Genomic DNA, 21,451 nt, shown 5'->3' on the forward strand with positions numbered 1-21,451 from the left:
AAACCGCCCGGAAATCGGGCGGTTTGTAGGATGAGTGCGCATCGCACGGCGTTTCGTCTGTCATTCGCCGCGCTGCGACAACATCAACGCGGGATGCGGCGATCCCACTGGCGGTTGAATACCTCCTGACCGTTATGCTGGATGCGCATGTCCGCCGTCACGATGAAGTGGGTAAGATCGCCGCGCAGCTCCAGCGTGATCTCCGCCTCGGTCCACCAGCCTTCACGTCCCATTTTCATTGACTGCGTCAACAGATAGCGGGCCGACAGCGGGTCCTGACTGTTGATAGTCAATTGACGACGCAGGCTGTGGTCGACGGTGGTATCGATATCGTCGAAGCGGTAAACCCCCTCGCCGAAGACGCCGCCGACGCCTTCAGTGACGTAGGTCCAGGTGTCGGTAACGATGTCGTATGACGCATGGCGGTCGACGTGTCCCGGCGACAGCACGGTCAGCGGGGTGTCCGGCGCGGTCTTGGGATGCGGATTGGGGCCTGGAATAGGCTGTACCGATTCGCAGACCGGCAGGCGCAGCTGCGCGCTCGCCAGATCGACGCTAAGCGTCGCCGCTTCGGCCATCGGCCAGACCATCGGCCAGTAGGTCGTCGCCAGCGAGACGCGCAGACGATGCCCGGCGGGGAAGCGCCAGGCGATGCTGTCCAACTGAACGTTGACCTGCACGGTTTCCCCCGGCGTCAGCGGGGTATGACGGTCCTGCCCCTGCAAATGGCTTAGATTCACCCAGCCGTGCGAGACGCGAGTCACCGCGCCGTCTTCCGCAACGTCCGACAGGCGCACATACAGCATGGCGGCGGGCTTATCGCTTTTCAGCGCGACGCTGAACTGCGGCAGGCCGTAGATCGTCAGCATCTCCGGCAGCGGTTCGCTTTCATAAAACGTTGCCAGACCGTCGTCGATGCGCTGATCGCTCGGGCTTTCGCCCAACACGCCTGCGCCCATCCATTCTCCGCCCATGACGCCGTGGCTCTGCGGCGAACACACATTCTGCCAGCCAGCATGCTCATCCGGCTGGTCGTTCAACTGACCGCGCTGCAGCCAAAAGGTGCGCGGGGTCGTGGCAGCGGCGGTGTCGCCGTCAATGCCGATCCATTCGCCCGGCGCTGTCGGCCGCTGCGAGCTGGGGCGCTGGCTGTCGTTCATCCAGGCCTGCACGCGCGGACCGTCCAATACGTCGTTGTCTTCGCCTTTCAGCCAGTGATCCCACCAGCGCACGGCCTCTTGCAGGAAACCGATAGCCGGTTCCGGCGTCCCGTCCTGCGGATAGATGTGCGCCCACGGGCCGATGATGGCCTTGCGTGGGACCTCAAGGTTATCCATCAGACGGAAAACCGCATTGGTGTAGGAGTCGGCCCAGCCGCCGATCGCCATCACGGGACACTGAATGTCCGACCAGTTTTCGCCCACAGAGCCGTGGCGCCAGTAGGCGTCGCGCAGCGGATGCTCCATCCATTGGGCGGGGAAGAACGGCATGTTATCCAGCCGGTGCATCCAGTCCTGATACCAACGTTCGCCGACCAGCGCCGGATCCTGCGGACGGCTCTGGTACGCCATCATAATGCCGCCCCACCACAGGTTGTCGTTCAGCAGACAGCCGCCTTTGTAGTGGATGTCGTCGTTGTAGCGATCGTCGGTCGAGCAGACGGTGATGATCGCCTTGAGTGCCGGCGGACGGCGCGCGGCGAGCTGAAGGCAGTTGAAGCCGCCCCAGGATTTGCCCATCATGCCGACCGCGCCGCTGCACCACGCCTGACGGCTGATCCAGTCGATCACTTCCAGCGCGTCTTCCTGCTCTTGCAGCAGGTATTCATCGGCCATGAGGCCGTCAGATTCGCCGCTGCCGCGCATGTCCACGCGCAGGACGGCGTAGCCGTGACCGGCAAACCAGCCGTGCATCGGCTCATCGCGCGTACGGGTTCCGTCGCGCTTGCGGTAGGGAATGTATTCCAGAATGGCCGGAACCGGCGTTTGATGCGCCTGCTCAGGCAGCCACATCCGCGCGGCCAGACGGGTGCCGTCGGCCAGCGTGATCCAGAAATGTTCGGTAACGACGACGTTGTGCGGAAAGTGGGTTACGGTTTCTTTCATCATAATCCTGTCGAAATTTCATTGCTGCGCGTCTCCAGAACTTCGTCGAGCCAGGAGCTGCGCATTTCAGGGACGGAGGTCAGCAGTTTTTCGGTGTAAGGGTGCATCGGGGCGCTAAAGACTTTGCCCGTCGGCCCTTGCGCGACGATGTTGCCCTGATACATGACTGCCACTTGCTGAGCGACACGTTTTACCGTGCCGAGATCGTGCGTGATGAATAGGTAGGAAAGCCCGAGCTGCTCTTGCAACCGTTTGAGCAGATTCAGCACGCCTTCGGCGACCAGCGGGTCAAGCGCGGAGGTCGCTTCGTCGCAGATAATCAGATCCGGATTGGCGGCCAACGCTCGCGCGATGCAGACGCGCTGCTTCTGACCGCCGGAGAGTTCGCCGGGATAGCGGTCGGCCAGCGACGTCGGCAACTCGGTCAGTTGGAGCAGCTCTTCGACGCGCGCGCGCACCTGTTGGCGATGGTGGCCGAAATAAAAGGCGATAGGGCGGCCGATGGCTTCCAGAATCGTCTGCCGCGGATTCAGCGCGACGTCCGGTAACTGGTAGATCATCTGGATGCGACGCAGCGTCTCTTTATCGCGTTGCTGATAGCGGTGCGCCAGTGTGACGCCGTCAAAAATCGCGTCGCCCTCGGTATCGTTCAACAGACCGCACAGCGCTCGGGCCAGCGTGCTCTTACCGCTGCCGGATTCACCGATGATCGCCAGCGTTTGCCCTTTGGGCAGCGCCAGCGAAACATCGTGCACCACCCGTTTACCGCTGTAGCCGGTACTAAGACGATCCAGCGTCAGCAGCGCGGAAGCGCCCGACTGCGTTTCTTCGCCCGGCGTCAGCGCGTGCGTCCGCTCGGAAACCAGCTGCTGCGTGTAGGTTTCCTTCGGGTTTGCAAAATGACGTCGGTGGCGCCGCATTCCACGGCGCGTCCCTGCCGCAGCACCAAAATGCGGTCTGCGATCTGGGACACGACGGCCAGATCGTGCGTGATGTACAGCGCGGCGGTGTTGAATTCCCGCACCAGCTTGCGCAGCATCACCAGCACTTCGATCTGCGTGGTGACATCCAATGCGGTCGTGGGTTCATCCATGATCAGCAGATCGGGTTTGCAGGACATCGCCATCGCCGCCATCGCGCGTTGTAGCTGTCCGCCGGAAAGCTGATGCGGATAGCGTTTGCCGATGTTTTCCGGGTCGGGCAGATCCAGCGCGGTAAACAGCGTTGTAGCCCATGCGTTCGCCTCGCTACGGCTCATCAGACCGTGTCGCAACGGGCCTTCACACACCTGTTTGCCGATAGTCAGCGCCGGGTTGAACGCGGCGGCGGCGCTCTGCGCCACGTAAGCGACGCGACGGCCGCGGATCGCCTGCTTCTGCGCGTTGGACAGCGGCACAATATCTTGCTCGTCGATGCGGACTTCGCCCGCGCTAATGCGGCAGCCCGGACGGGTATAGCCCATCGCGGCCAGCCCGATGGTGGACTTGCCCGCGCCGGACTCGCCGATAAGGCCAAGGACTTCGCCCCGTTGCAGGGTGAGCGAAATATCCTGCACCAGCGGGCGTCCCGTGTCCTCGGTTTCAATGCGCAGGTTGCGGATGTCGAGTACAGGTTGATTCATGCTTCATCCCCCAGTGACAGGTTATTGCGCAGCAGTAGCCAGTCCACCACCAGATTGACGCCGATGGTCAGCAGCGCGATGGCCGCCGCCGGATAGAGCGGCGCCAGCAGCCCGAAGTTGATGGCCTGCGCGTTGTCGCGCACCATGCTTCCCCAGTCGGCGTACGGCGGTTGAATGCCGAGACCCAGGAAGCTGAGGCCGGCGATGAACAGGAACGTGAAGCAGAAACGCATGCCGAATTCGGCCAGCAGCGGCGGGATGGCGTTGGGCAGGATTTCCCGCGTCAGGATCCAGCGCAGGCCTTCGCCCCGGAGTCGGGCCAGTTCCACATACTCCTGACACACGATGTCCTGCGCGACCAGACGTGCGAGTCGGAAGACGCGGGTGGCGTCCAGCAGCGCGATAGTGCCGACCAGCACCGGAATCGACGTGCCCAGCACGGAGAGGACGATCAGCGCCAGAATCAGGACCGGAATCGACATCAGCGTATCCACGATACGCGTCAGCACGACGTCCACCCAGCGGCCGTAAATCGCGGCGGTGAAGCCGGTTATGATCCCAATGACAAAGGAGCTGAAGGTGATCACCAGCGCAATGGCGATGGTGGTGCGGGCGCCAAACAGAATACGGGACAGCATATCGCGCCCCAGACTGTCGGTGCCGAGCAGCGCGTCAGCCGACGGCGGTATCCAGATGTCGCCGACCTGCGCCGTTTCGCTGTGCGGAGCCAGCCACGGCGCGAACAGCGCGCCAATTAAATTGGCGGCGATAATCAATAAACCGATCCACGCGGAGAGCGGCACTCCGCGCATTTTAGTGATGTTCATGCCTTGCTTACCTCGTATGTCGCAGACGGGGGTTACACCAGATAGCCAGCAGGTCGGCGACGGTATTCAGCAGAATATAGGTGCCGCCGAACAGCAGTCCGCACGCCTGCACCACCGGCAGGTCGCGTTTACTGACCGCATCGACCATCAACTGCCCAATACCCGGATAGACGAAGACGACTTCGACCAGGATCACGCCGACGACCAGATACGCAAGATTAAAGGCCACCACGTTGATGATAGGCGCCAGCGCGTTGGGCAGTGCGTGGCCCAGCACGATGCGCCAGCGCGGCACGCCCTTCAGCAGGGCGGTTTCGATATAGCTGGCGGACATGACCGAGCCCACGGAGGCGCGCGTCATGCGTAGCATATGCGCCAGCACCACCAGCACCAGCGTGAGCATCGGCAGCGTTGCGTTATAGAGCCGCTGCGTCAGCGAGTCGTCCGGGCTGACCATCGCCAGACTGGGGAACCAAGCGAAGTGGATAGCGAAGAAGATCACCAGCAGGTAGCCGACGAAGAACTCCGGGACGGAGATGCTCAACAGCGTCAACGAGTTGGCGAGCCGGTCGAACAACGATCCGCGCCAGATGGCGCAGGCAATGCCGAGCGCGACCGCCAGCGGAATGGCGATCAGCGCGGCATAGGCGGCCAGGAACAGCGTGTTCTCCAATCTCGGCAGCAATTCTTCGCTGATAGGACGCCCGTTAGCCAGCGAGGTGCCGAGATCGCCATGCAGTACGCCGGTCAGCCAGTGCAGATAACGGCCGATAGCAGGCTGGTCCAGCCCCAGTTGGGTGCGCAGCGCGGCGATGGTTTCCGGGGTGCCGTTTTGGCCGAGCAGCGCGCTGGCGATATCGCCGGGCAGCAGCTCCGTGCCGAGAAAGATCAGCATGGAAACCAGCCAGAGCGTGAATAGCCCCAGCAGTAGACGATGAAGGATATGCTTTTTCATTACGACTCCAGCCAGACGCGTTCCGCCAGACGTCCCCCCATGAAGTTGAATAACGGATGGGGCGTGACGCCGCCCAGTTTTTTGCTGGTTGCATCGAGATAGTCGCCGAACAGCGGAATCATCGCGCCGCCGTCATCGCGTGCGATGCTTTGCAGTTCGCCGTAGATGTCAGCGCGCGCTTTTTCGTCCAGCATGGAACGGGCCTGCAACAACAGCGCATCGAAGCGGTCGTTTTTCCAGTGGGAATCGTTCCACTTGGCGGTGGACTGCCAGGCGGTGGAGAACATCTGGTCGGCGGTTGGTCGTCCCCCCCAATAGCCCATACTGAACGGGGCTTTCATCCACACGTTTTCCCAATAGCTGTCGGCGGGCTGGCGTTTGATGGTCACCTGAAGCCCCGACTGGCTGGCCTGTCCCTGGAACAGCGCGGCCGCGTCCAGCGCGCCTGCGAAAGCGGCGTCGGAGGAGGAGAGCTCCAGCGGCAGCGTAGTCAGCCCGGCCTTTTTCAGGTGGAACTTGGCTTTGTCGGGATCCCAGGCGCGCTGCGGCAGCTCGTGGTTGAAAAAGCGGTCGGTTTTCGGAATCGGGTGGTCGTTGCCGAGGCTGCCATAGCCCCGCAGCACGGTAGCCAGAATTTTTTCGCGGTCGATGCCGTATTTGATCGCCAGGCGCACGTCGTTGTTGTTAAACGGCGCGGCGCGGCAGTCCATCAGGAAGGTGAAGTGCTGGCCCCCGGACGATCGCACGATATTCAGCATCGGGCTGCGCTTGAGGAAGTCGACGGTTTTAAAATCGACGCGGTTGATGGCATGCACCTGACCGGAGATCAGCGCATTGGTGCGGGCCGTCGGATCGTTGATGACCAGCACTTCCACGGCGTCGACGAACGCACGGTCCGGCTTCCAGTAATTGGGGTTGCGTTTGAAACGGGAGCGCACGCCCGGCTGGTAGTAGTCAAACGTAAATCCGCCGGTGCCGATAGGGTGCGACCAGTCGGTGAAGCCGTTCGGCACGACCAGCAGGTGATAATCCGCCAGGAGATACGGCAGATCGGCGTTGCCGCTGTCGAGTGTGATGGCGATTTCATCAGGAGCGGTGCGGGAGAGTTTGGTGATGCTGGCTAGCTGAGAGCGAATAGCGCTGCGCGAGTTTTCGCCGCGGTGCAGGTTGATGGAGTAGATGATGTCATCCGCATCCAGCGTTTTGCCGTTATGGAAAGTCACGCCCTGACGCACCTTGAAGCGCCACTCTTTGGCGCCTGGTTCGACCTGCCAGCTCTCCAGCAGCTCTGGCGTCGCCTGATTGTTTTCGTCGATTTCGACCAGACCGTTCATCAGCATGTAGGCCTGATTGAGCGGCACCCAGTCGCTGAACAGCGTGGGGTCGAGCGTATCGCTGGTATTACCGCCGGACATACCCAGTTTAAGCGTGCCGCCCTTCTTGGGCACGGCTTGTGCGGCAGAACTGCTCAAAGGAAATGAAGAAAGTACACTACTCGCTCCAAGGAGTGCGGCAGTATTGAGAAACGACCGGCGGCTGAACTGAGCCTGCCCGAGCCATTCCTGTAAGTCCGAATGCTCTTTTTTCATTTATTTCTCTCCATGGTGTTGGTTTCATCTGCGTATTGACCACTCGTCGAGGAGTGAAATAAGTACGTGTCCCGTCATCTTACTGATGTTTTATATTTTCTGTTTTCTCTATCCAATAATGGCAAAACGCGGCTCAGGATACTGCAAAAAGGCCCGTTTTTCTAATCGACCACGCCAGAAGAGAAATTTTGACGAGGAAATTCAGCAGGCGATATCGTGAAGTTGGCTCGATCGAAAGGGCTATTTTCCCGAGGGAGGCTGCACAGATGTAAGGCGTTGTTGGCGCCACCTCTTTTTTGCGTTAGAGCGATTTTGGCTGGTTATCGAACGGGTAAAAAATAGCAGATTGGGATAGCGATGTGCCGTCTGTAGTTATTACCAGGGCGCCAGTCGATGTCGAAAAAATAATGAATCGGAAAACGCCTCTTGACGTCGATAAATAACGCTGTTTCAAACTACGCAAACAGCGGAGGAAAAGTCTACGCCGCCAGGCTGATTTACAAAAAAAGTCCAATTGGTCTTATTTGTCTGTTAATAAATGGTTTTATCTTATTGTGGGTGTGAGGAGTTGACGGCGATGATATGAGCAGAGATTTATCTTCCGCTGTTATTATTTTAAGGGTCACCCGGCACGCATTGAAACACGGGAAATTACCTACTGTTTCCCCTTTTTGGTCGTCGAAATAGCGCTATCACCATAATGAGATGAGAAAGGAATTTTTTATTTTTATTCCGGCTATAGGTCCGCTCCCCGCATTATTCCTGCGCTAGTGAATATATCAGTTAACAATCATTTTAAATCCCTCGTCGTTAGCCGGGCTGGGAGAGCGATTTCAAGGTCGATGCACGGCGAAATCGGCATGAGTCAACGGCGATATATTCCCGTTGAAGACGATCATCACGAAAACTTATATTTAAAGCCGATTGTAGCGTGGCCGTTTTCCAGTGTGGCATTTATCGCTGAAGTGAGGGCGTAAATAGGTGTTTTCGATCGGGAAAATACGTTGTCGGTAAGGTCTTTCACTGGGTCAAGCGTGCGAGAAGGAGAGCACTGTCAAGGAAAATACCCTTGGGGGGTATGATAAACCGGCTTCAAGGCGTATGTTGGTAGGCAGGTTTCAACCATTGAGCGTCGACATCCCCCCACGGTTTCACGTTATTTTTCGCGGCGCGACGGCCGTCGGCGCAATGACACCCTTGTCTGCAAACAGATCAGGACAGACCCAACATGAGCCAATCCCAGCCTCTGCATCTTGCCGTCACCGGCATGTCCTGCGCCGCGTGCGCCAGCCGTATCGAACGTGTCCTCAACCGCCTGGATGGCGTCTCCGCCAGCGTGAACTTCGCCAGCGAGAAAGCGGTGGTGCGTCTCGATGATGCGCGCAGTTCGTCCAGCGACGTGATCGCCGCTATCCGCAAAGCCGGGTTCGACGTGGCGGACCAGCGGGTATCGCTGTTCGTAGACGGCATGAGCTGCGTAGCCTGTGCGGCGCGGATCGAAAAAGTATTGAACAAGGTGGACGGGGTGAGGGCGACGGTCAATTTTGCCGCCGGACGGGCGCAGGTCAGCGTCACCCCCGGCAGCGCCACGCCGGAATCGCTCATTGCGCGCATTGAACGCGCCGGGTTTACGGCACGTCAGGCGACGGTCGCGGATCGGGAGGCCGAACGTCAACGGCGCGCGCAGTCATGGAAGAAAGATCGTCATGCGTGCGTGGTGGCGGCCGTACTGTCGTTTCCGTTGCTGTTTGAAATGACCGCTATGTTTTTCGGACAGGCGCACTGGCTGCCGGGATGGTTCCAGTGGCTGTTGGCGACGCCGGTGCAGTTCTGGTGCGGCCGTCACTTTTATCGTCGGGCCTGGAGCGCGCTGCGCAGCGGAACGGCCAATATGGATGTGCTGGTCACGCTGGGCACCAGTGTCGCCTACCTATCGAGTCTGGTGACGTTGTTGATGTCGGAGCACGGCGATCTCTACTTCGAGGCCAGCGCCGCCATTATCACGCTGGTCCTGCTGGGTAAGTTGCTGGAAGGCCGTGCCAAAGCCAAAACCGGCGACGCCATCGAGGGCCTTTTGCGTCTGCAGCCGCAAATAGCACACGTCGACGTGGACGGCGAGTGGCAGGACCGTGACGTCGCATCGCTGCGGTGTGGCGAGGTCTTTCTGGTCAGACCGGGGGAGAGCGTACCCGTAGACGGCGTGGTGATTGACGGGTTGTCCGAGGTGAATGAGGCGATGCTGACGGGCGAAAGTCAGCCCGTGATGAAACAGGCGGAGGCGCAGGTATATGCGGCAACGCAGAATCATAGCGGCGCGCTACGTGTGCGGGCGACCGGCGTCGGCAGCGATACCACGTTGTCGCGTATCGTACGGCTGGTGGAAGAGGCGCAGGGCTCCAAGGCCAGCGTGCAGCGGCTCACCGACCGGGTTTCCGCCATCTTCGTTCCCGTCGTCATTGCCATCGCCGTGTTGACGTTTGCCGCCAACTGGCTGGTTACAGGGCAGTGGGACGCCAGTCTGGTCAACGCCGTCGCTGTGCTGGTGATAGCCTGTCCGTGCGCGCTGGGGCTGGCGACGCCGACCGCGATGATGGTCGGGACCGGTCAGGGCGCGCGCGCCGGGATCCTGTTTCGCAATGCGAGCGCGCTGGAAAACGCCCGGCGGTTGCAGGTGCTGGTGATGGATAAGACTGGGACACTCACCGAAGGGCGACCTTCTGTGGTCAACGTTCTCCCCGCTGACGGCGTCTCGGAGGACGAATTGCTCAGTCTGGCGATGGGGTTGGAGCAGCATTCCGAACATCCGCTGGGCCAGGCGCTGGTGAAATATGCTCAGCAGGTTGGGACGAGCGCGGCGGAGGTTCACGGCTTTAGCGCTATCGTGGGGCGCGGAATTAGCGCGCAAGCGGGCGACAGCGCGGTGATACTCGGTTCCCCCACGTTTCTTACGTCGCGCGGCGTGGTGTTCGATGCCGCGACGCCCGCCGAGCAGGAGCAACAGGGGCGGACGGTAGTGGGGCTGGCTCGCGACGGGAAACTGCTTGGCTATATCTGTTTCGACGATCGGCTGCGCGAAGATGCGGCGGAAACCGTGGAGGCGCTGCATCGGCAGGGGATCCGCGTCGTCATGCTAACCGGCGATAACGCCCGTGCCGCGGCGCGGGTGGCCGAGCGGGCCGGGATCCGTCAGTGTATCGCCGAAGTTTTGCCGGAACAGAAAGCGGAGCAGATTGCTCGCCTGCAGGCGCAAGGGCACTGCGTGGGGATGGTTGGCGACGGCATCAACGATGCGCCCGCGCTGGCGATCGCCGACGTCGGATTCGCCGTCGGCGCCGGAACGAATATCGCGCTGGATACGGCGGATGTGGTGCTGATGCAAAACCGTCTCGGTGGGCTGCCCGATGCTATCAGCCTGTCGCGCGCGACGATCAATAAAGTCAGGCAGAACTTATTCTTCGCCTTCTTTTATAACGTACTGGGGATCCCGCTGGCCGCCTTCGGCCTACTCAGTCCGGTTATCGCCGGTAGCGCGATGGCCTTGAGTTCCGTCTCCGTCTTGAGTAATTCACTGTGGTTGCGCCGCTGGAAACCGCGGGGCAACAGTAATAATGGTTTAACCAACGTTCGAAACAGAGGAGTGTGACGATGTCTCATGCATCATTAGCGGTTATGGGGATGGTTTGCGGCGGATGCGCCAGCAAGGTGACAGACGCGTTGCAGGCTTTGGATGGCGTCACTCAGGTTGATGTGTCGCTGGAGAAGGGGCTGGTCGACGTGGAGTACGCTGAAACAGCGGCTGCCAACCCCGGCGCATTCCGCGACGCCATTGAAGAGATCGGCTTCGATGTCGCGGGTTAAGTGCGACGCGTGCCTTGACGCCAGCGCGGGCGAGGCTGACGCGAAGCAGGTGGTGCAGCCGCGCAAAAAAGCCTTGTTGAACCGCTTAAAGCGGATCAACGGGCAGGTTAACGGCATCACGCAGATGGTGGAGCAGGATCGGTATTGCGTGGATATTCTCAATCAGATCTCCGCCGTGCGCTCAGCGTTGAGCGCCGTCGCCAACCAGATGCTGGCCGACCATGCTAACGGCTGCGTCCGTAAAGCCGTGCTGACCGACGGCGGCGAGGATGCCATTGCGGAGCTGTTGCAGGTGATTCAGCGCATGCGCTGACGACGTGTTGCGATGCGGATGACGCTGCACCGCGGACCGCCGCGTCTGGCGCACTAAACCCTCGCCCTTAACTGGGCGTGCGGTACCGCGCTCGCTGAAAAACCCGAGCGAAGGGGAGATTTGAATGGGGTGACGGCGGGGGTATCGACAGGACAGTCAACGCAAAGAATAATTATAAATCCAACAGTTCGTCGGCCCAGAGGGTCGCTTCGGTGATGAGTTTTAGCATCTGGTCTTCATTGACCCCCATCATTTCCATGTAGGTGTTTACCTGCTCCCAATTTTGCTTTTCATAATAAGAGATGAGGCTTAAGTAGCAGGCCAACTCCCCGGCGTTGTCCATCAGCGCGCGCTTGATATGCGATGACACAGGAATTTGCTCCAGCAAAAGATCCATCGGAGAATCCAGAATGGCGTCCAGCATGGAAAAGAGACCGCATAAAAAGGCCTCGAAGGGATCTTCGCGGCCGTGCAGACGGATCGATAGCAATTCACAAAATTTACCGCGGATCAGACTCATACGATACAGCTCGCAGGATTTGTCCTTACTCCCCATCGTGATGCTGATCAGCGAAATAAATCGCCGGAGTTCCCGTTGTCCCAGAAATATGGCGATGCTGCGAAACGACATGGATGTCGTGATGACGGAAAGGTTAGCCTTGTAGCGGAAATTGTTGAAATACCGCATTAGCTTGTAGGCCAGAGATAAATCGCTGTTGATCAGCCGTTCAATGCGGTCGTAGTTCAGCTCTCGTTCGTTGGCTTCTTTGAGCAGTTGAATGGCGTTCTTGTGATCGTTGGAAAGCCGTTTGGCTTTGAACATCTGTGGATGGCTGAAGAAATAGCCTTGGAACAGCGTAAATCCCATCGCTTTGACGCGCAGGAACTGTTCGTTGGTCTCGACCTTTTCCGCCAGATAGCTGAGGTGCTTGTGGCGGAGGGTGCTGATGTAGCGTCCAATCTCTTCAAAGGTTGACTGCTGTAAGTCGAACTTGATGATATCCACATAGGGCAAAAAGCGGTCCCAAATGGGGTCCATGCTGAAATCATCCAGCGCCAGGGTGAATCCTTTTCTCTTTAGCCGTTTAACGGCCGCGAACAGCTCCTCATCCGGTGTAGAGTTTTCGAGAATTTCTATCACGACTTTATCCGCCGGCAAGATCTCCGCCTGGCCGTCGATGAGAAGCTGATAAGGAAAGTTAATATAGCTGGGGTGGTCATTGGTCAGTTTATTCAATGGGGTGGTTAGAAATTGCTCTGCTATTAGCTGGGCGGTGGCATATTCCGGGCTGACGTCAGGAAATTTATTGGTAATGCCTTGGCGAAACAAAAGCTCATAAGCTACGGGTTGTAAGTGCTGGTCTAAAATGGGTTGCCGTGCAACGAATGAATACATAAGAAACCTCCAGACTGAAAAAGGTAAAAAGAGGTAACTGGATCCTTATTAACGAATTATTCCGTGTAATATTATTTTGTCCCTATATAGCCGGAGGGGCAGTACCATCTTCCTTCAACAATTCTAACAGTCTTTTGATTTTTTTCTGGCGGATGTCCCTGTTTTCAATCGGCTATGTCTGACGACGACTGACATGAATAGGCCGTCAATGTGGTTGCAGGCCCGGTTAGGCAGGAAGGTGCTACGCTAGCGGATTGATTTCGTTAGAATTTAAAACAATCGATGCTTTTTTGGGCAGGGAGTGGTCAGGTGTCTTCAGGTTATCTCTGTGGGTGTGATTGACGATGACATTATTCAACGCTCACGAAAGCCCGTTATCGAGTACTTTTCCCTCAATAATAATTATTGTCAGATGAATAAGAAAAGACAGCTATTGTTAGCATATAGTTTTCATTTCTTTAGCCGATAACAGGCGAGAGTAACTTGAATAAAATGACTGAGTGCACGCGGCTTTGGCCGGACGTCGTTGATTAAGCACTTATTCGCATGTTACGACGCCTGGCCGGACATTAATGAAGTATTTGTATTATTGAGGACTGCATGGATAATTTTCAGAAAGATATCGATGAGAGGACCAACCTCACATCCGCCAACAAGTTTGAACTCTTATTGTTCAGATTGGGAGGCTCCGAGCTGCAAGGAGGCAAATCCGAACTGTTCGGCATCAACGTCTTCAAGCTGCGTGAAATTGTTCCCATGCCGTCATTGACCAAAGCCGTGGGTATGAAGCCGCCGATGATGGGCATGGTGAATATACGCGGACAAGTGATTCCCGTGATTGATCTGCCCGCAGTGGCCGGATGTAAGCCGGAAACCGGGCTGAATATTTTGCTGGTGACGGAGTACGCGCGCAGCACGCAGGCCTTTGCCGTTGAATCCGTCGACGATATCGTTCGTCTGGATTGGAGCCAGGTGTTGACCGCCGAAGCGGGCGTCGGCAGCAGCTACATCACCAGTATTGCACGATTGGGTAGCGATAAAGAGAGTAACAATTTGGCGCTGGTGCTGGACGTCGAGCAGATCCTGCACGACATGATCCCGGTCGATCGCGATATTCAGATCGACGATATGGAAAACAAAGCATTCCCTATCAAGCCGGGATCGGTCGCAATTGTCGCCGAAGACTCCAAGGTCGCACGCTCGCTGCTGGAACAGGGCCTGGAACTGATGCAGATCCCCGGTCAAATGCACATTACCGGGCAGGAGGCGTGGAACAAGATCCAACTGATGGCGGAACAAGCCAAGGCGGAAAACGTGCCTATCTCCGATAAGATTGCCTTCGTGCTGACCGATCTGGAAATGCCGGAGATGGACGGCTTTACGTTGACACGCCACATCAAGGGCGACCCCTACCTGAAGCACATTCCGGTGATTATCCACTCCTCGCTGTCTGGCAGCGCCAACGAAGATCATGTACGTAAAGTTGGCGCCGACGCCTATGTGGCGAAGTTTGAGATCAACGAGCTGGCGGCCGCGGTTCAAAGCGTGCTGGTGAAATAAACGCGGGCTAGACTCGCGCAACTCCGTCCACATCGCGCGCTCGATGCGGGCGGAGAAATCCCCTTCCCAACGCTTTTCCTGACGACTCGGCTATTCGCGTAGCTTCGCGGCAATCTCTCGACTTTCATCGGGCGTTCGCGGGTTTTTCTTAACGCGTTTATTGATCTTCCTGCGGGCCGGGACGAAATAACTGACGACGTCTCAAATTCAGCATTAGCGCAATCAGGCTGAAACCCATTGATGCCGACAGCGCCACATAAGCGCCTTCGCCGGCGGACAGAGAGAAACACAATCCTGCCAGGGCGGCGCCCCACGTTTGGCCATTGACTCTAGCTGCGGCCTGCATCCCTCCCGCAGCGCCGCTGCGGCTGCGCGGTGGGGCAGAGAGCATGTCGCGACTGTTCGGCGACTGGAAAAAACCAAATCCGACCCCCGCTAAAAATAGCCCGCAAAGCAGCCAGAGATCGGTGGTGCCATGTGGCAACGCCACGATCAGCACCAGTCCGATAATCTGTAGACCAGCGCCGATGGCGCACAGGCTACCGGCCTGAACCCGGTCAACGAAGGAAGACAGGCCGAGATTCGCCAGCGACGAACCGACTGGCCACGCTGTCATCAATAGCCCCGTCTGCACGATAGTGCGTCCGAGGGCGTGTTGCATATAAAAGGGCAGGGCGACGAAAGCGCACATTTGCGCCGCAAACATGCAAAACGAGGCGGCGATCGCCCAGCGAAAGCGCGGAATTTTGAACAGATCGAGCGGCAGCAAGGGCGACTCGTCGCCGAGGCAGCGTTTCACCAACAGCCACAGGCATAGCGCCGCGGACAGAATCAGCGTCAAGGCTAGCGCGGGGGATTCATTAAGCTCATTGAGACCAATTACGCCGAGGCTCATACCCAATGCATTGAGCACGATGGCCCCAAGGTCGAATTTGCGCGGCTGACGCGGCGTTATGGGCAGTGCACGGGCGCAGATCAGCGCCAAAATCCCGATGGGAAAGTTAATAACGAATAGCCACTCCCAAGGGGCGACGGAGAGCACCGCGGCACAAATTGAAGGCCCCGCGGCAGAGGAGGCGGTCACGACAAAGGCATTGCGCGCGAGTCCTCGCCCGAACGTTTTCGCCGGGTAAGTATGGCGCAACAGCGCGGACGTACAACACATGACGGCGGCGGCCCCCACGCCCTGAATGACGCGTGCGGCGATGAGGCCGGGCATGGAGTCGGCCAGCGCGCAGCCCAATGATGACAGCGTAAAAACCACCACGCCCGCGCTGAAAACTTTACGGTAGCTGATGAACTCGCCCAGCGCAGCCATCGGCAGCAGCGTGGCGATGATGGCCAGCTGATAGCCGTTGACCACCCATACCGAGGCTTGCGCGCTGGCATTTAAGGAATGCGCGATGGTGGGGAGTGCAACATTCGCCAGCGTGCCATCAAGTACGCTGAGCACGACAGCCAGCGAGACGGACAGGACAGCCCACACGCGCCGCGAGCCGGGCAGGCCCTCTTCCTGAGAGGGGAGGGAAGTCTGTGCAGTTGACGAAGGTTTCATCGTTACGAACATCTCCAGACCGTCGTCGTGATAGCGAGAGCGGCACTTTTTATTAGCGGACCGAATGCGTTGAGAGGGGATTGAGTACAAATAAAAGGGAAGCCGTAAGCTCCCCTGTGGACTCATTATGGTATCTCTTTTCAACAGAGATCAACCCGACGGCGTCTTCTCTCAGGTTCCAAAAGGCATTGAGTGAACTGGTGGGTGAGACCGAAGGGGGTGAGAGGGCGGTTGGGATGACAACCCGACAGGGTTAGACAATGCCGGCGAAGCGAAACCCGACGGTGCAGGGCTTCGCCCCTTAGATACCTATTTTGCACTTGATCCATACGTGTATGCACAGAGAGCAAGAGTGCCGATTGGTGAAACCGCGCAAAATCTGGCTGTTTACAAGGCTACGGATGTACGTTGTCAGTGGCAAACTTCGCATCCAGACTAGGTTGGCCTATCCATCGTGATGTGAAATACATGCATAGGCGATTTGGGTCCGTGATGACCCCCGAACCGATAAGTTACCTCGAACAATATCTCGGTTTTTTCGTTGTTTATAAGTCAATGGTACTGATATTGGGAAGCCGTTTCTTTATGGCGCCGATAGTATGCAGCGAGAGAATTAATGAATATAAATCTTTATTCAAAACGGCTGGTAATGTTTTATTTTTACGGTGTTGTGGCTTGTCATCAGTCACGCATAAAAATTGCTTCATTCATTATAATAATTGATGGCCTGACGGTTTTACTTACTTCCAATAACGGATTAATGCTTCTCCAATGGCGATAGCATTTGATTGATGGTGAAGCCTTATCTAGCACCTAACGATGTAGCATGGGTATCTCTATATTTGTCTCGCGCTTCCTCAGCAGAGCTGGGATCGGGTTATACGTACCCTCATCCACTGCGATAAATAATCCCAATTGACGACAGCGTTCTGGAATTTTTTCGTTGGTAGATTGATTTTCGGGTTCTCTTACCCTCACTCCTTAAATGCTCCTCTTGCTTAATAAACAATTCTGCGAGTGATGCCATCATTTTGCACCCTAAACGCCAGGGCGAGTGAGTGTGTTTCTGCTTACAGCGGCCCCAAATCTTGTGAGGGAGTGTCGTGTCCTTTCCGAGCGTCAACTTATTGTTGTTATGGTTGCGGCACGAAACAGACGACGTTGATATTTATCTTTTTTGATGTTGCGGCGATGACAAGGTATCGAGATGCATACCCGGCGCGTTTAAGAATATTGGTATATGGTTATTGGGTCTGATGAAAATTTTCATTGTGTAACAGTAACGGAGGTATGGAACGATGGGGTTATTAAGTTTTGTGAAAGACGCGGGCGAGAAAATCTGGGATGCCGTATCCGGCGGCAGCAAGGAAGATCAGGCCGAGAAACTGAAAAAACATATTGATAGCCTTAACCTGCCTGGTGCCGAAAAGGTCAATATTGACGTCGCGGAAGATGGTACCGCAACAGTGACGGGCGATGTCGGTTCACAGGAAGATAAAGAAAAAATTCTTGTGGCGGTAGGTAACGTTACCGGGGTTAGCCAAGTCAGCGATAGCGTTAATGTAACGCAAAGCGGGGCGGAGAGCCGTTATTATACGGTGAAATCCGGCGACACCCTGAGCGCAATCTCCAAAGAAATGTATGGCTCCGCCAATGACTATCAGCGCATCTTCGAAGCCAATAAACCGATGCTGACGCATCCTGACAAGATCTATCCGGGTCAGGTACTGATTATTCCGACGAAGTAAGTCGTAAATCGGAACGTTATAGCAATGATTGTAGGGAGTCTGTCATGGGATTATTAGATCAAATTGGCGGCATGCTCGGCGGGCAGGCCGGTAAGACTGAACAACTACAGGCGATCATGACCTGGGTTGAACAGCAGGGTGGTATTCAGGGCATTATGGAAAAATTTCGCAACGGCGGCTTAGGCGAAATTTTTGAGTCGTGGCTCAGTCAGCACAGCAATATGTCGGTAAACAGTGAACAGATCACTTCGGTGTTTGGTTCACCTGCATTGCAGGACCTCGGCGCGAAACTGGGCGTTGATTTGCAAACCGCCTCGACGCTGATTGCCGAATACCTGCCAAAAATCGTGGATGGTCTGTCACCGCAGGGCGAAACACCGGCCCATGGCGACCTGGTCTCTGCGGGGCTTAATCTGCTGAAAGGTAAGCTGCTCAGTTAGGGTTACGTCATATGCGTATTGACTCGTAGCAGAGACATTTGGGGTCAGGCCGTCATCGAACCAATCTGGACCCAAACCTAACCACCAAATTCTCACGATACGGAGGGTAAACGAAAAGGCAGCAGAACGCCTTTTCGTTGCTTAGTCCTGTCAAAACGCGTCAAGACCTTGCACAGGTACATGTAAAAGCAAAAAGCCCGCTTCAGTTTTCTGAAGCGGGCTTTTCTAAATATGGCTCCTCTGACTGGGATCGCCTTAGCCAGTAACTGGCTAATAAACAATCTAAACCTGAATTCCCTTTCTGTCCAGACCACCAGAGTGACCACCAATCAAAGCTAGTTGCATAAAACTGATTTGAGCGGTCTCGTGCATTTGGTGCTCATTACTATGGTCATATCTACAAGTAAAGTATTGATCATGTCCCCCTAGTGGAATTGTGTCCGAGGAACTCTGACAGTCTGCTCTGTGCCAAGAGTAAACATTGGAGACTTCACGATACATCGAAAATGTAAAGGTGGGTACATTTTCGAACATACCTGGTAATTATAAGGTAACTATCTGATAAATTTATAATTAGGAGCTTACAAATTAATAATGTTTTGTTATATTCTCTTTTACGAAGCAAAGCTAATTTTTGAGGGCGGTAGCATTTCGCTATAATAACCACTGGTTACTATTTACCAAGCATTTATTCAAGTAAAGGAGTTTATAATGAATTATTATTACTCAGAAACATTACTCATCGATAAATATCCCGGAATTCATTTGCTTCAGGATCATATAGGTACAAACTATAGCGTTCCGTGGGATGATTTTGGTTATATTATCACATTCAAAATATATTACGTTAGAGAGAATGATAAAATTAAAATTGGTAATATAAAAATGCTTTCAAAAGGGATTGAAAACACATCGATTTACTTTAAGGAACATGGAAAAGAAATCGAACCAAAAATTATAGACATTGAACAGTTATTATCTGAAGAAAAGTTAGTTTCGATTGGTGAAGATATAGATTATTATAAGAAGATTAATTCACTTTTCGAACCAGAAGAAATAGACTCTATTCTAGATTCTTTATGCGATGCTGGATATTTCCACCAAAACTATGATCAATATTCGCAATGGGATGGATATTCAGGAAGTTTAATGCGGGGGAGTTCTTCTGCTGCAATTTTGAAAAAAGGATATCAGATAGCAGTAGGGAGGTATAGTCCTACAACAAAATTTGACCTAATTATCGAAAGTCTTGGCGATAGTTTTGATCCGATAAATTTTAAGTTCAATATGGATAGAACGGTAGGGAAATCAAATATCTGTCTATTGATTGGTAAAAATGGCGTCGGCAAAACACATATTTTGAAGAAAATTAGCGAGGTTATAACAGGTGTTACGGATGGTGAAGAACATCCCCCATACTTTCACAAGTTGATAGTAATTGCGTATTCGCCATTTGAAGATTTTTATACGGAGGATGAAATATTCAATAAACTAACAGCGAAATACTCAAGAAATAGGGCCTCAATCAATAAAAAAAGCACAATTCGAAAGCGTTTACATGTAAATGAATATTCGTATATAGGGTTCAGGAACCACAAGGGAACTTTTGAACCAGAATATCCGATTATAAAAAGTGTTCAATCGATTATAAAAATACTGAAATATGATGAAGATAATGGTTGGTGGACTGAAAAAACAAGGTTTCAACTTCTGAAAGAAACATTATCCATATCAATAGACTTTGACTCAATATCAATATTAGATAATGAAGGTAATGATTTTGTTTTAAATGAAATGATTAAACTTAATGACTTGAAGGACAATATAAATCTTAAAAAAGGATTGATTTTTAAAAAAGACGAAAAAATAATACCTCTTAGCTCGGGACAAAAAATCTACACATATATGCTTCCCGCAATAATTTCTGAACTTGAAGAAGAAAGTTTGTTAATTATCGATGAACCTGAACTATATTTGCATCCAGAGTTAGAAGTTGGATTGATAAATATGCTCAAGAACATTTTGAATGAAACAAAATCCTTTTCTATAATTGCAACACATTCATCAATCTTGACAAGAGAAGTTGAGCGGGATGCGGTAACTATATTAAGAAAAATCGAAGGGAATACCAAAGTGTTTCGGTCCTCTATAGAAACATATGGTGAATCAATTGATATGATAATATCAGAAGTCTTCGATGATGAATATATTTTCAAGCCTTTCCAAAAAGAGATTGATAAATTCTTTTTAAAGAATGGCCCATCTATTTCTGACATTAAGGAGTACATTGGGAATGATGCATTAGCTTATGCGATTTCAAAATCGGATGATGAAAAAATATCAATCGAGGGTGAGTAATGAAATATTTAGGTGAGTTCATAAATAAGCTACCTTGTTCATGGCTTGAAGTTGCAATAGACAGTCGGAAAGAGAATGCCCAACAACTTAATTTTATTGCTGAAAAAATATCTGAAAATTATAATTTATATGAAAACATGATAAATTCATATGATGTAAAATTACCTGATAGTTCGCTCTTAGAATATTCAAAATCATTAATTGAATATTACGAAAAAGCACCTAGTAAATTAAATAAACTGTTGCTCAAAAGAAGAAATGAACACGAGTTATCTTATTGTCCTTACTGTGGTAACCCAATGACTCCAGATACTTTAGACCATTTTATTCCTAAGGGAAATTGGCCTGAGTTCTCGATTTTTCCAAATAATTTAGTACCTCAATGTAGAGGGTGTGCTCCTGTAAAAGGCGAGCATTACTTTTGCGATGAAAATAATTCCGCTATATTCGTTCATCCTATCTACTTTGATTTTTTGGAAAATTTTCGTTTTTCACTGCTCGTATCATTAAATGCGGAAGGCAATGATATATCTATATCTGTAAAGTTAAGAAGGGTCAAGAACACTCAGGAATGCGATCAAAATAGAGTTATTCTTCATGTAGAGAAACTAAAAATAAAAAGCCGTATTATTAATTATTGCCTTAAAGATTTTAGACAGTGGAAGCGAAGATTATCCAATGTAAACTTCGATGTCAGAACGGCTTTAGAACAACGTTTAATAGAAATTCCACAATCAGATATTGGTAAAGATTGGCAGAGTGCCTTTTATTATGCTTTATTACAAAACCAAAGTGTTATCAATTACATGAATTCCCATTGCCCTAAGCTAAACTTGCACCAACAAGCAAAGATTGAGGAGGAGTTAGATTTTGAATAGTTGTTAGTTTATATTTAGTAAGGCTGCTAATTATTATATTTATTGATATATCTTTTAGAAATTATACCCAGACTTCACTCTTGTAGGATAATCATAGTTAAATATCTCATATCTGGCGGTATTCGACACGAGCTTGAAGGAAAAATGCTCGTTTGGGTTCTATTCAGCATGGGTCTGGACAGTAGGCTTCGGAGCAGGGATCTCGTCTAACTGAAAGTGTTGGATATTGCGTATGCTTGTTCAGTTTC

General features: G+C 53.4%; 14 protein-coding genes and 1 pseudogene. 8 read left to right on the plus strand and 7 right to left on the minus strand.

Annotated features, from left to right (window positions below; genetic code table 11):
* Nucleotides 1-83: 83 nt before the first annotated feature.
* The 5 genes and pseudogenes from AU511_RS01375 to AU511_RS01395 form a co-directional block, all read right to left on the minus strand.
* Nucleotides 84-2,105, minus strand: coding sequence for a CocE/NonD family hydrolase (locus AU511_RS01375; protein ID WP_094108530.1), 2,022 nt, complete (start codon nucleotides 2,103-2,105; stop codon nucleotides 84-86).
* Nucleotides 2,105-3,726, minus strand: a pseudogene (locus AU511_RS01380) (ABC transporter ATP-binding protein). The gene AU511_RS01375 and the pseudogene AU511_RS01380 overlap by 1 nt, the downstream one beginning before the upstream one ends.
* The gene (locus AU511_RS01385) at nucleotides 3,723-4,553 is read right to left on the minus strand and encodes an ABC transporter permease (RefSeq protein WP_094101502.1); all 831 of its coding nucleotides are present in this window, start codon (nucleotides 4,551-4,553) and stop codon (nucleotides 3,723-3,725) included. The pseudogene AU511_RS01380 and the gene AU511_RS01385 overlap by 4 nt, the downstream one beginning before the upstream one ends.
* Nucleotides 4,554-4,560: 7 nt before the next feature.
* Nucleotides 4,561-5,508, minus strand: a complete 948-nt coding sequence (locus AU511_RS01390) for an ABC transporter permease (protein WP_094108531.1) — start codon at nucleotides 5,506-5,508, stop codon at nucleotides 4,561-4,563.
* Nucleotides 5,508-7,097, minus strand: coding sequence for an ABC transporter substrate-binding protein (locus AU511_RS01395; protein ID WP_094101504.1), 1,590 nt, complete (start codon nucleotides 7,095-7,097; stop codon nucleotides 5,508-5,510). The genes AU511_RS01390 and AU511_RS01395 overlap by 1 nt, the downstream gene beginning before the upstream one ends.
* 1,228 nt (nucleotides 7,098-8,325) lie before the next feature.
* On the opposite strand from AU511_RS01395, the gene AU511_RS01400 reads away from it, so the two are divergent.
* The 3 genes from AU511_RS01400 to AU511_RS17855 are packed head-to-tail and all read left to right on the plus strand — an operon-like array spanning nucleotide 8,326 to nucleotide 11,268.
* Nucleotides 8,326-10,740, plus strand: a complete 2,415-nt coding sequence (locus AU511_RS01400; protein WP_094108532.1) for a heavy metal translocating P-type ATPase — start codon at nucleotides 8,326-8,328, stop codon at nucleotides 10,738-10,740.
* A gap of 2 nt (nucleotides 10,741-10,742) precedes the next feature.
* Nucleotides 10,743-10,955 carry a heavy-metal-associated domain-containing protein gene (locus AU511_RS01405; RefSeq protein WP_094101506.1) on the plus strand — a complete coding sequence of 71 codons (213 nt, stop codon included), beginning with the start codon at nucleotides 10,743-10,745 and terminating at the stop codon, nucleotides 10,953-10,955.
* Nucleotides 10,942-11,268, plus strand: a complete 327-nt coding sequence (locus AU511_RS17855) for a metal-sensitive transcriptional regulator (RefSeq protein WP_094101507.1) — start codon at nucleotides 10,942-10,944, stop codon at nucleotides 11,266-11,268. Before AU511_RS01405 ends, AU511_RS17855 begins: the two co-directional genes overlap by 14 nt.
* 172 nt (nucleotides 11,269-11,440) lie before the next feature.
* Here the strand turns inward: AU511_RS17855 and AU511_RS01415 are convergent, their stop codons facing one another.
* Nucleotides 11,441-12,664, minus strand: a complete 1,224-nt coding sequence (locus tag AU511_RS01415) for an EAL and HDOD domain-containing protein (RefSeq protein ID WP_094108533.1) — start codon at nucleotides 12,662-12,664, stop codon at nucleotides 11,441-11,443.
* A 600-nt stretch (nucleotides 12,665-13,264) separates the two neighbouring features.
* Here AU511_RS01415 and AU511_RS01420 point away from each other — a divergent pair.
* Complete coding sequence (locus AU511_RS01420) at nucleotides 13,265-14,224, plus strand: chemotaxis protein (protein ID WP_094101509.1); 960 nt, start codon at nucleotides 13,265-13,267, stop codon at nucleotides 14,222-14,224.
* Between the two features lie 157 nt (nucleotides 14,225-14,381).
* Here AU511_RS01420 and AU511_RS01425 read toward each other — a convergent pair whose 3' ends face one another.
* Nucleotides 14,382-15,779 carry an MFS transporter gene (locus AU511_RS01425; RefSeq protein ID WP_167371983.1) on the minus strand — a complete coding sequence of 466 codons (1,398 nt, stop codon included), beginning with the start codon at nucleotides 15,777-15,779 and terminating at the stop codon, nucleotides 14,382-14,384.
* Nucleotides 15,780-17,077: 1,298 nt separating this feature from the next.
* Between AU511_RS01425 and lysM the strand changes: the two genes are divergently transcribed.
* From lysM to AU511_RS01450, 4 genes are all read left to right on the plus strand, one after another.
* Complete coding sequence (gene lysM, locus AU511_RS01430; RefSeq protein WP_094108535.1) at nucleotides 17,078-17,527, plus strand: peptidoglycan-binding protein LysM; 450 nt, start codon at nucleotides 17,078-17,080, stop codon at nucleotides 17,525-17,527.
* Between the two features lie 44 nt (nucleotides 17,528-17,571).
* The gene (locus AU511_RS01435) at nucleotides 17,572-17,967 is read left to right on the plus strand and encodes a YidB family protein (protein WP_094101513.1); all 396 of its coding nucleotides are present in this window, start codon (nucleotides 17,572-17,574) and stop codon (nucleotides 17,965-17,967) included.
* Between the two features lie 711 nt (nucleotides 17,968-18,678).
* A complete protein-coding gene (locus tag AU511_RS01445; RefSeq protein WP_094108536.1) occupies nucleotides 18,679-20,325 on the plus strand; it encodes an AAA family ATPase in 1,647 nt (548 codons plus the stop codon).
* Complete coding sequence (locus AU511_RS01450; RefSeq protein WP_094108537.1) at nucleotides 20,325-21,203, plus strand: HNH endonuclease; 879 nt, start codon at nucleotides 20,325-20,327, stop codon at nucleotides 21,201-21,203. Before AU511_RS01445 ends, AU511_RS01450 begins: the two co-directional genes overlap by 1 nt.
* Nucleotides 21,204-21,451: the final 248 nt, after the last annotated feature.

It is taken from the genome of Lonsdalea iberica, from assembly GCF_002111585.1.
GTDB classification, from domain to species: Bacteria; Pseudomonadota; Gammaproteobacteria; order Enterobacterales; family Enterobacteriaceae; genus Lonsdalea; species Lonsdalea iberica.

Bases quoted from the DNA above. Each gene is read 5' to 3' on its own strand.
- lysM (WP_094108535.1), top strand. From the start codon at position 17,078: ATGGGGTTATTAAGTTTTGTGAAAGACGCGGGCGAGAAAATCTGGGAT.
- AU511_RS01385 (WP_094101502.1), bottom strand. From the start codon at position 4,553: ATGAACATCACTAAAATGCGCGGAGTGCCGCTCTCCGCGTGGATCGGT.
- AU511_RS01375 (WP_094108530.1), bottom strand. From the start codon at position 2,105: ATGAAAGAAACCGTAACCCACTTTCCGCACAACGTCGTCGTTACCGAA.
- AU511_RS01425 (WP_167371983.1), bottom strand. From the start codon at position 15,779: ATGAAACCTTCGTCAACTGCACAGACTTCCCTCCCCTCTCAGGAAGAG.
- AU511_RS01450 (WP_094108537.1), top strand. From the start codon at position 20,325: ATGAAATATTTAGGTGAGTTCATAAATAAGCTACCTTGTTCATGGCTT.
- AU511_RS01390 (WP_094108531.1), bottom strand. From the start codon at position 5,508: ATGAAAAAGCATATCCTTCATCGTCTACTGCTGGGGCTATTCACGCTC.
- AU511_RS01395 (WP_094101504.1), bottom strand. From the start codon at position 7,097: ATGAAAAAAGAGCATTCGGACTTACAGGAATGGCTCGGGCAGGCTCAG.
- AU511_RS01435 (WP_094101513.1), top strand. From the start codon at position 17,572: ATGGGATTATTAGATCAAATTGGCGGCATGCTCGGCGGGCAGGCCGGT.
- AU511_RS01405 (WP_094101506.1), top strand. From the start codon at position 10,743: ATGTCTCATGCATCATTAGCGGTTATGGGGATGGTTTGCGGCGGATGC.
- AU511_RS01400 (WP_094108532.1), top strand. From the start codon at position 8,326: ATGAGCCAATCCCAGCCTCTGCATCTTGCCGTCACCGGCATGTCCTGC.
- AU511_RS01445 (WP_094108536.1), top strand. From the start codon at position 18,679: ATGAATTATTATTACTCAGAAACATTACTCATCGATAAATATCCCGGA.
- AU511_RS01415 (WP_094108533.1), bottom strand. From the start codon at position 12,664: ATGTATTCATTCGTTGCACGGCAACCCATTTTAGACCAGCACTTACAA.
- AU511_RS01420 (WP_094101509.1), top strand. From the start codon at position 13,265: ATGGATAATTTTCAGAAAGATATCGATGAGAGGACCAACCTCACATCC.
- AU511_RS17855 (WP_094101507.1), top strand. From the start codon at position 10,942: ATGTCGCGGGTTAAGTGCGACGCGTGCCTTGACGCCAGCGCGGGCGAG.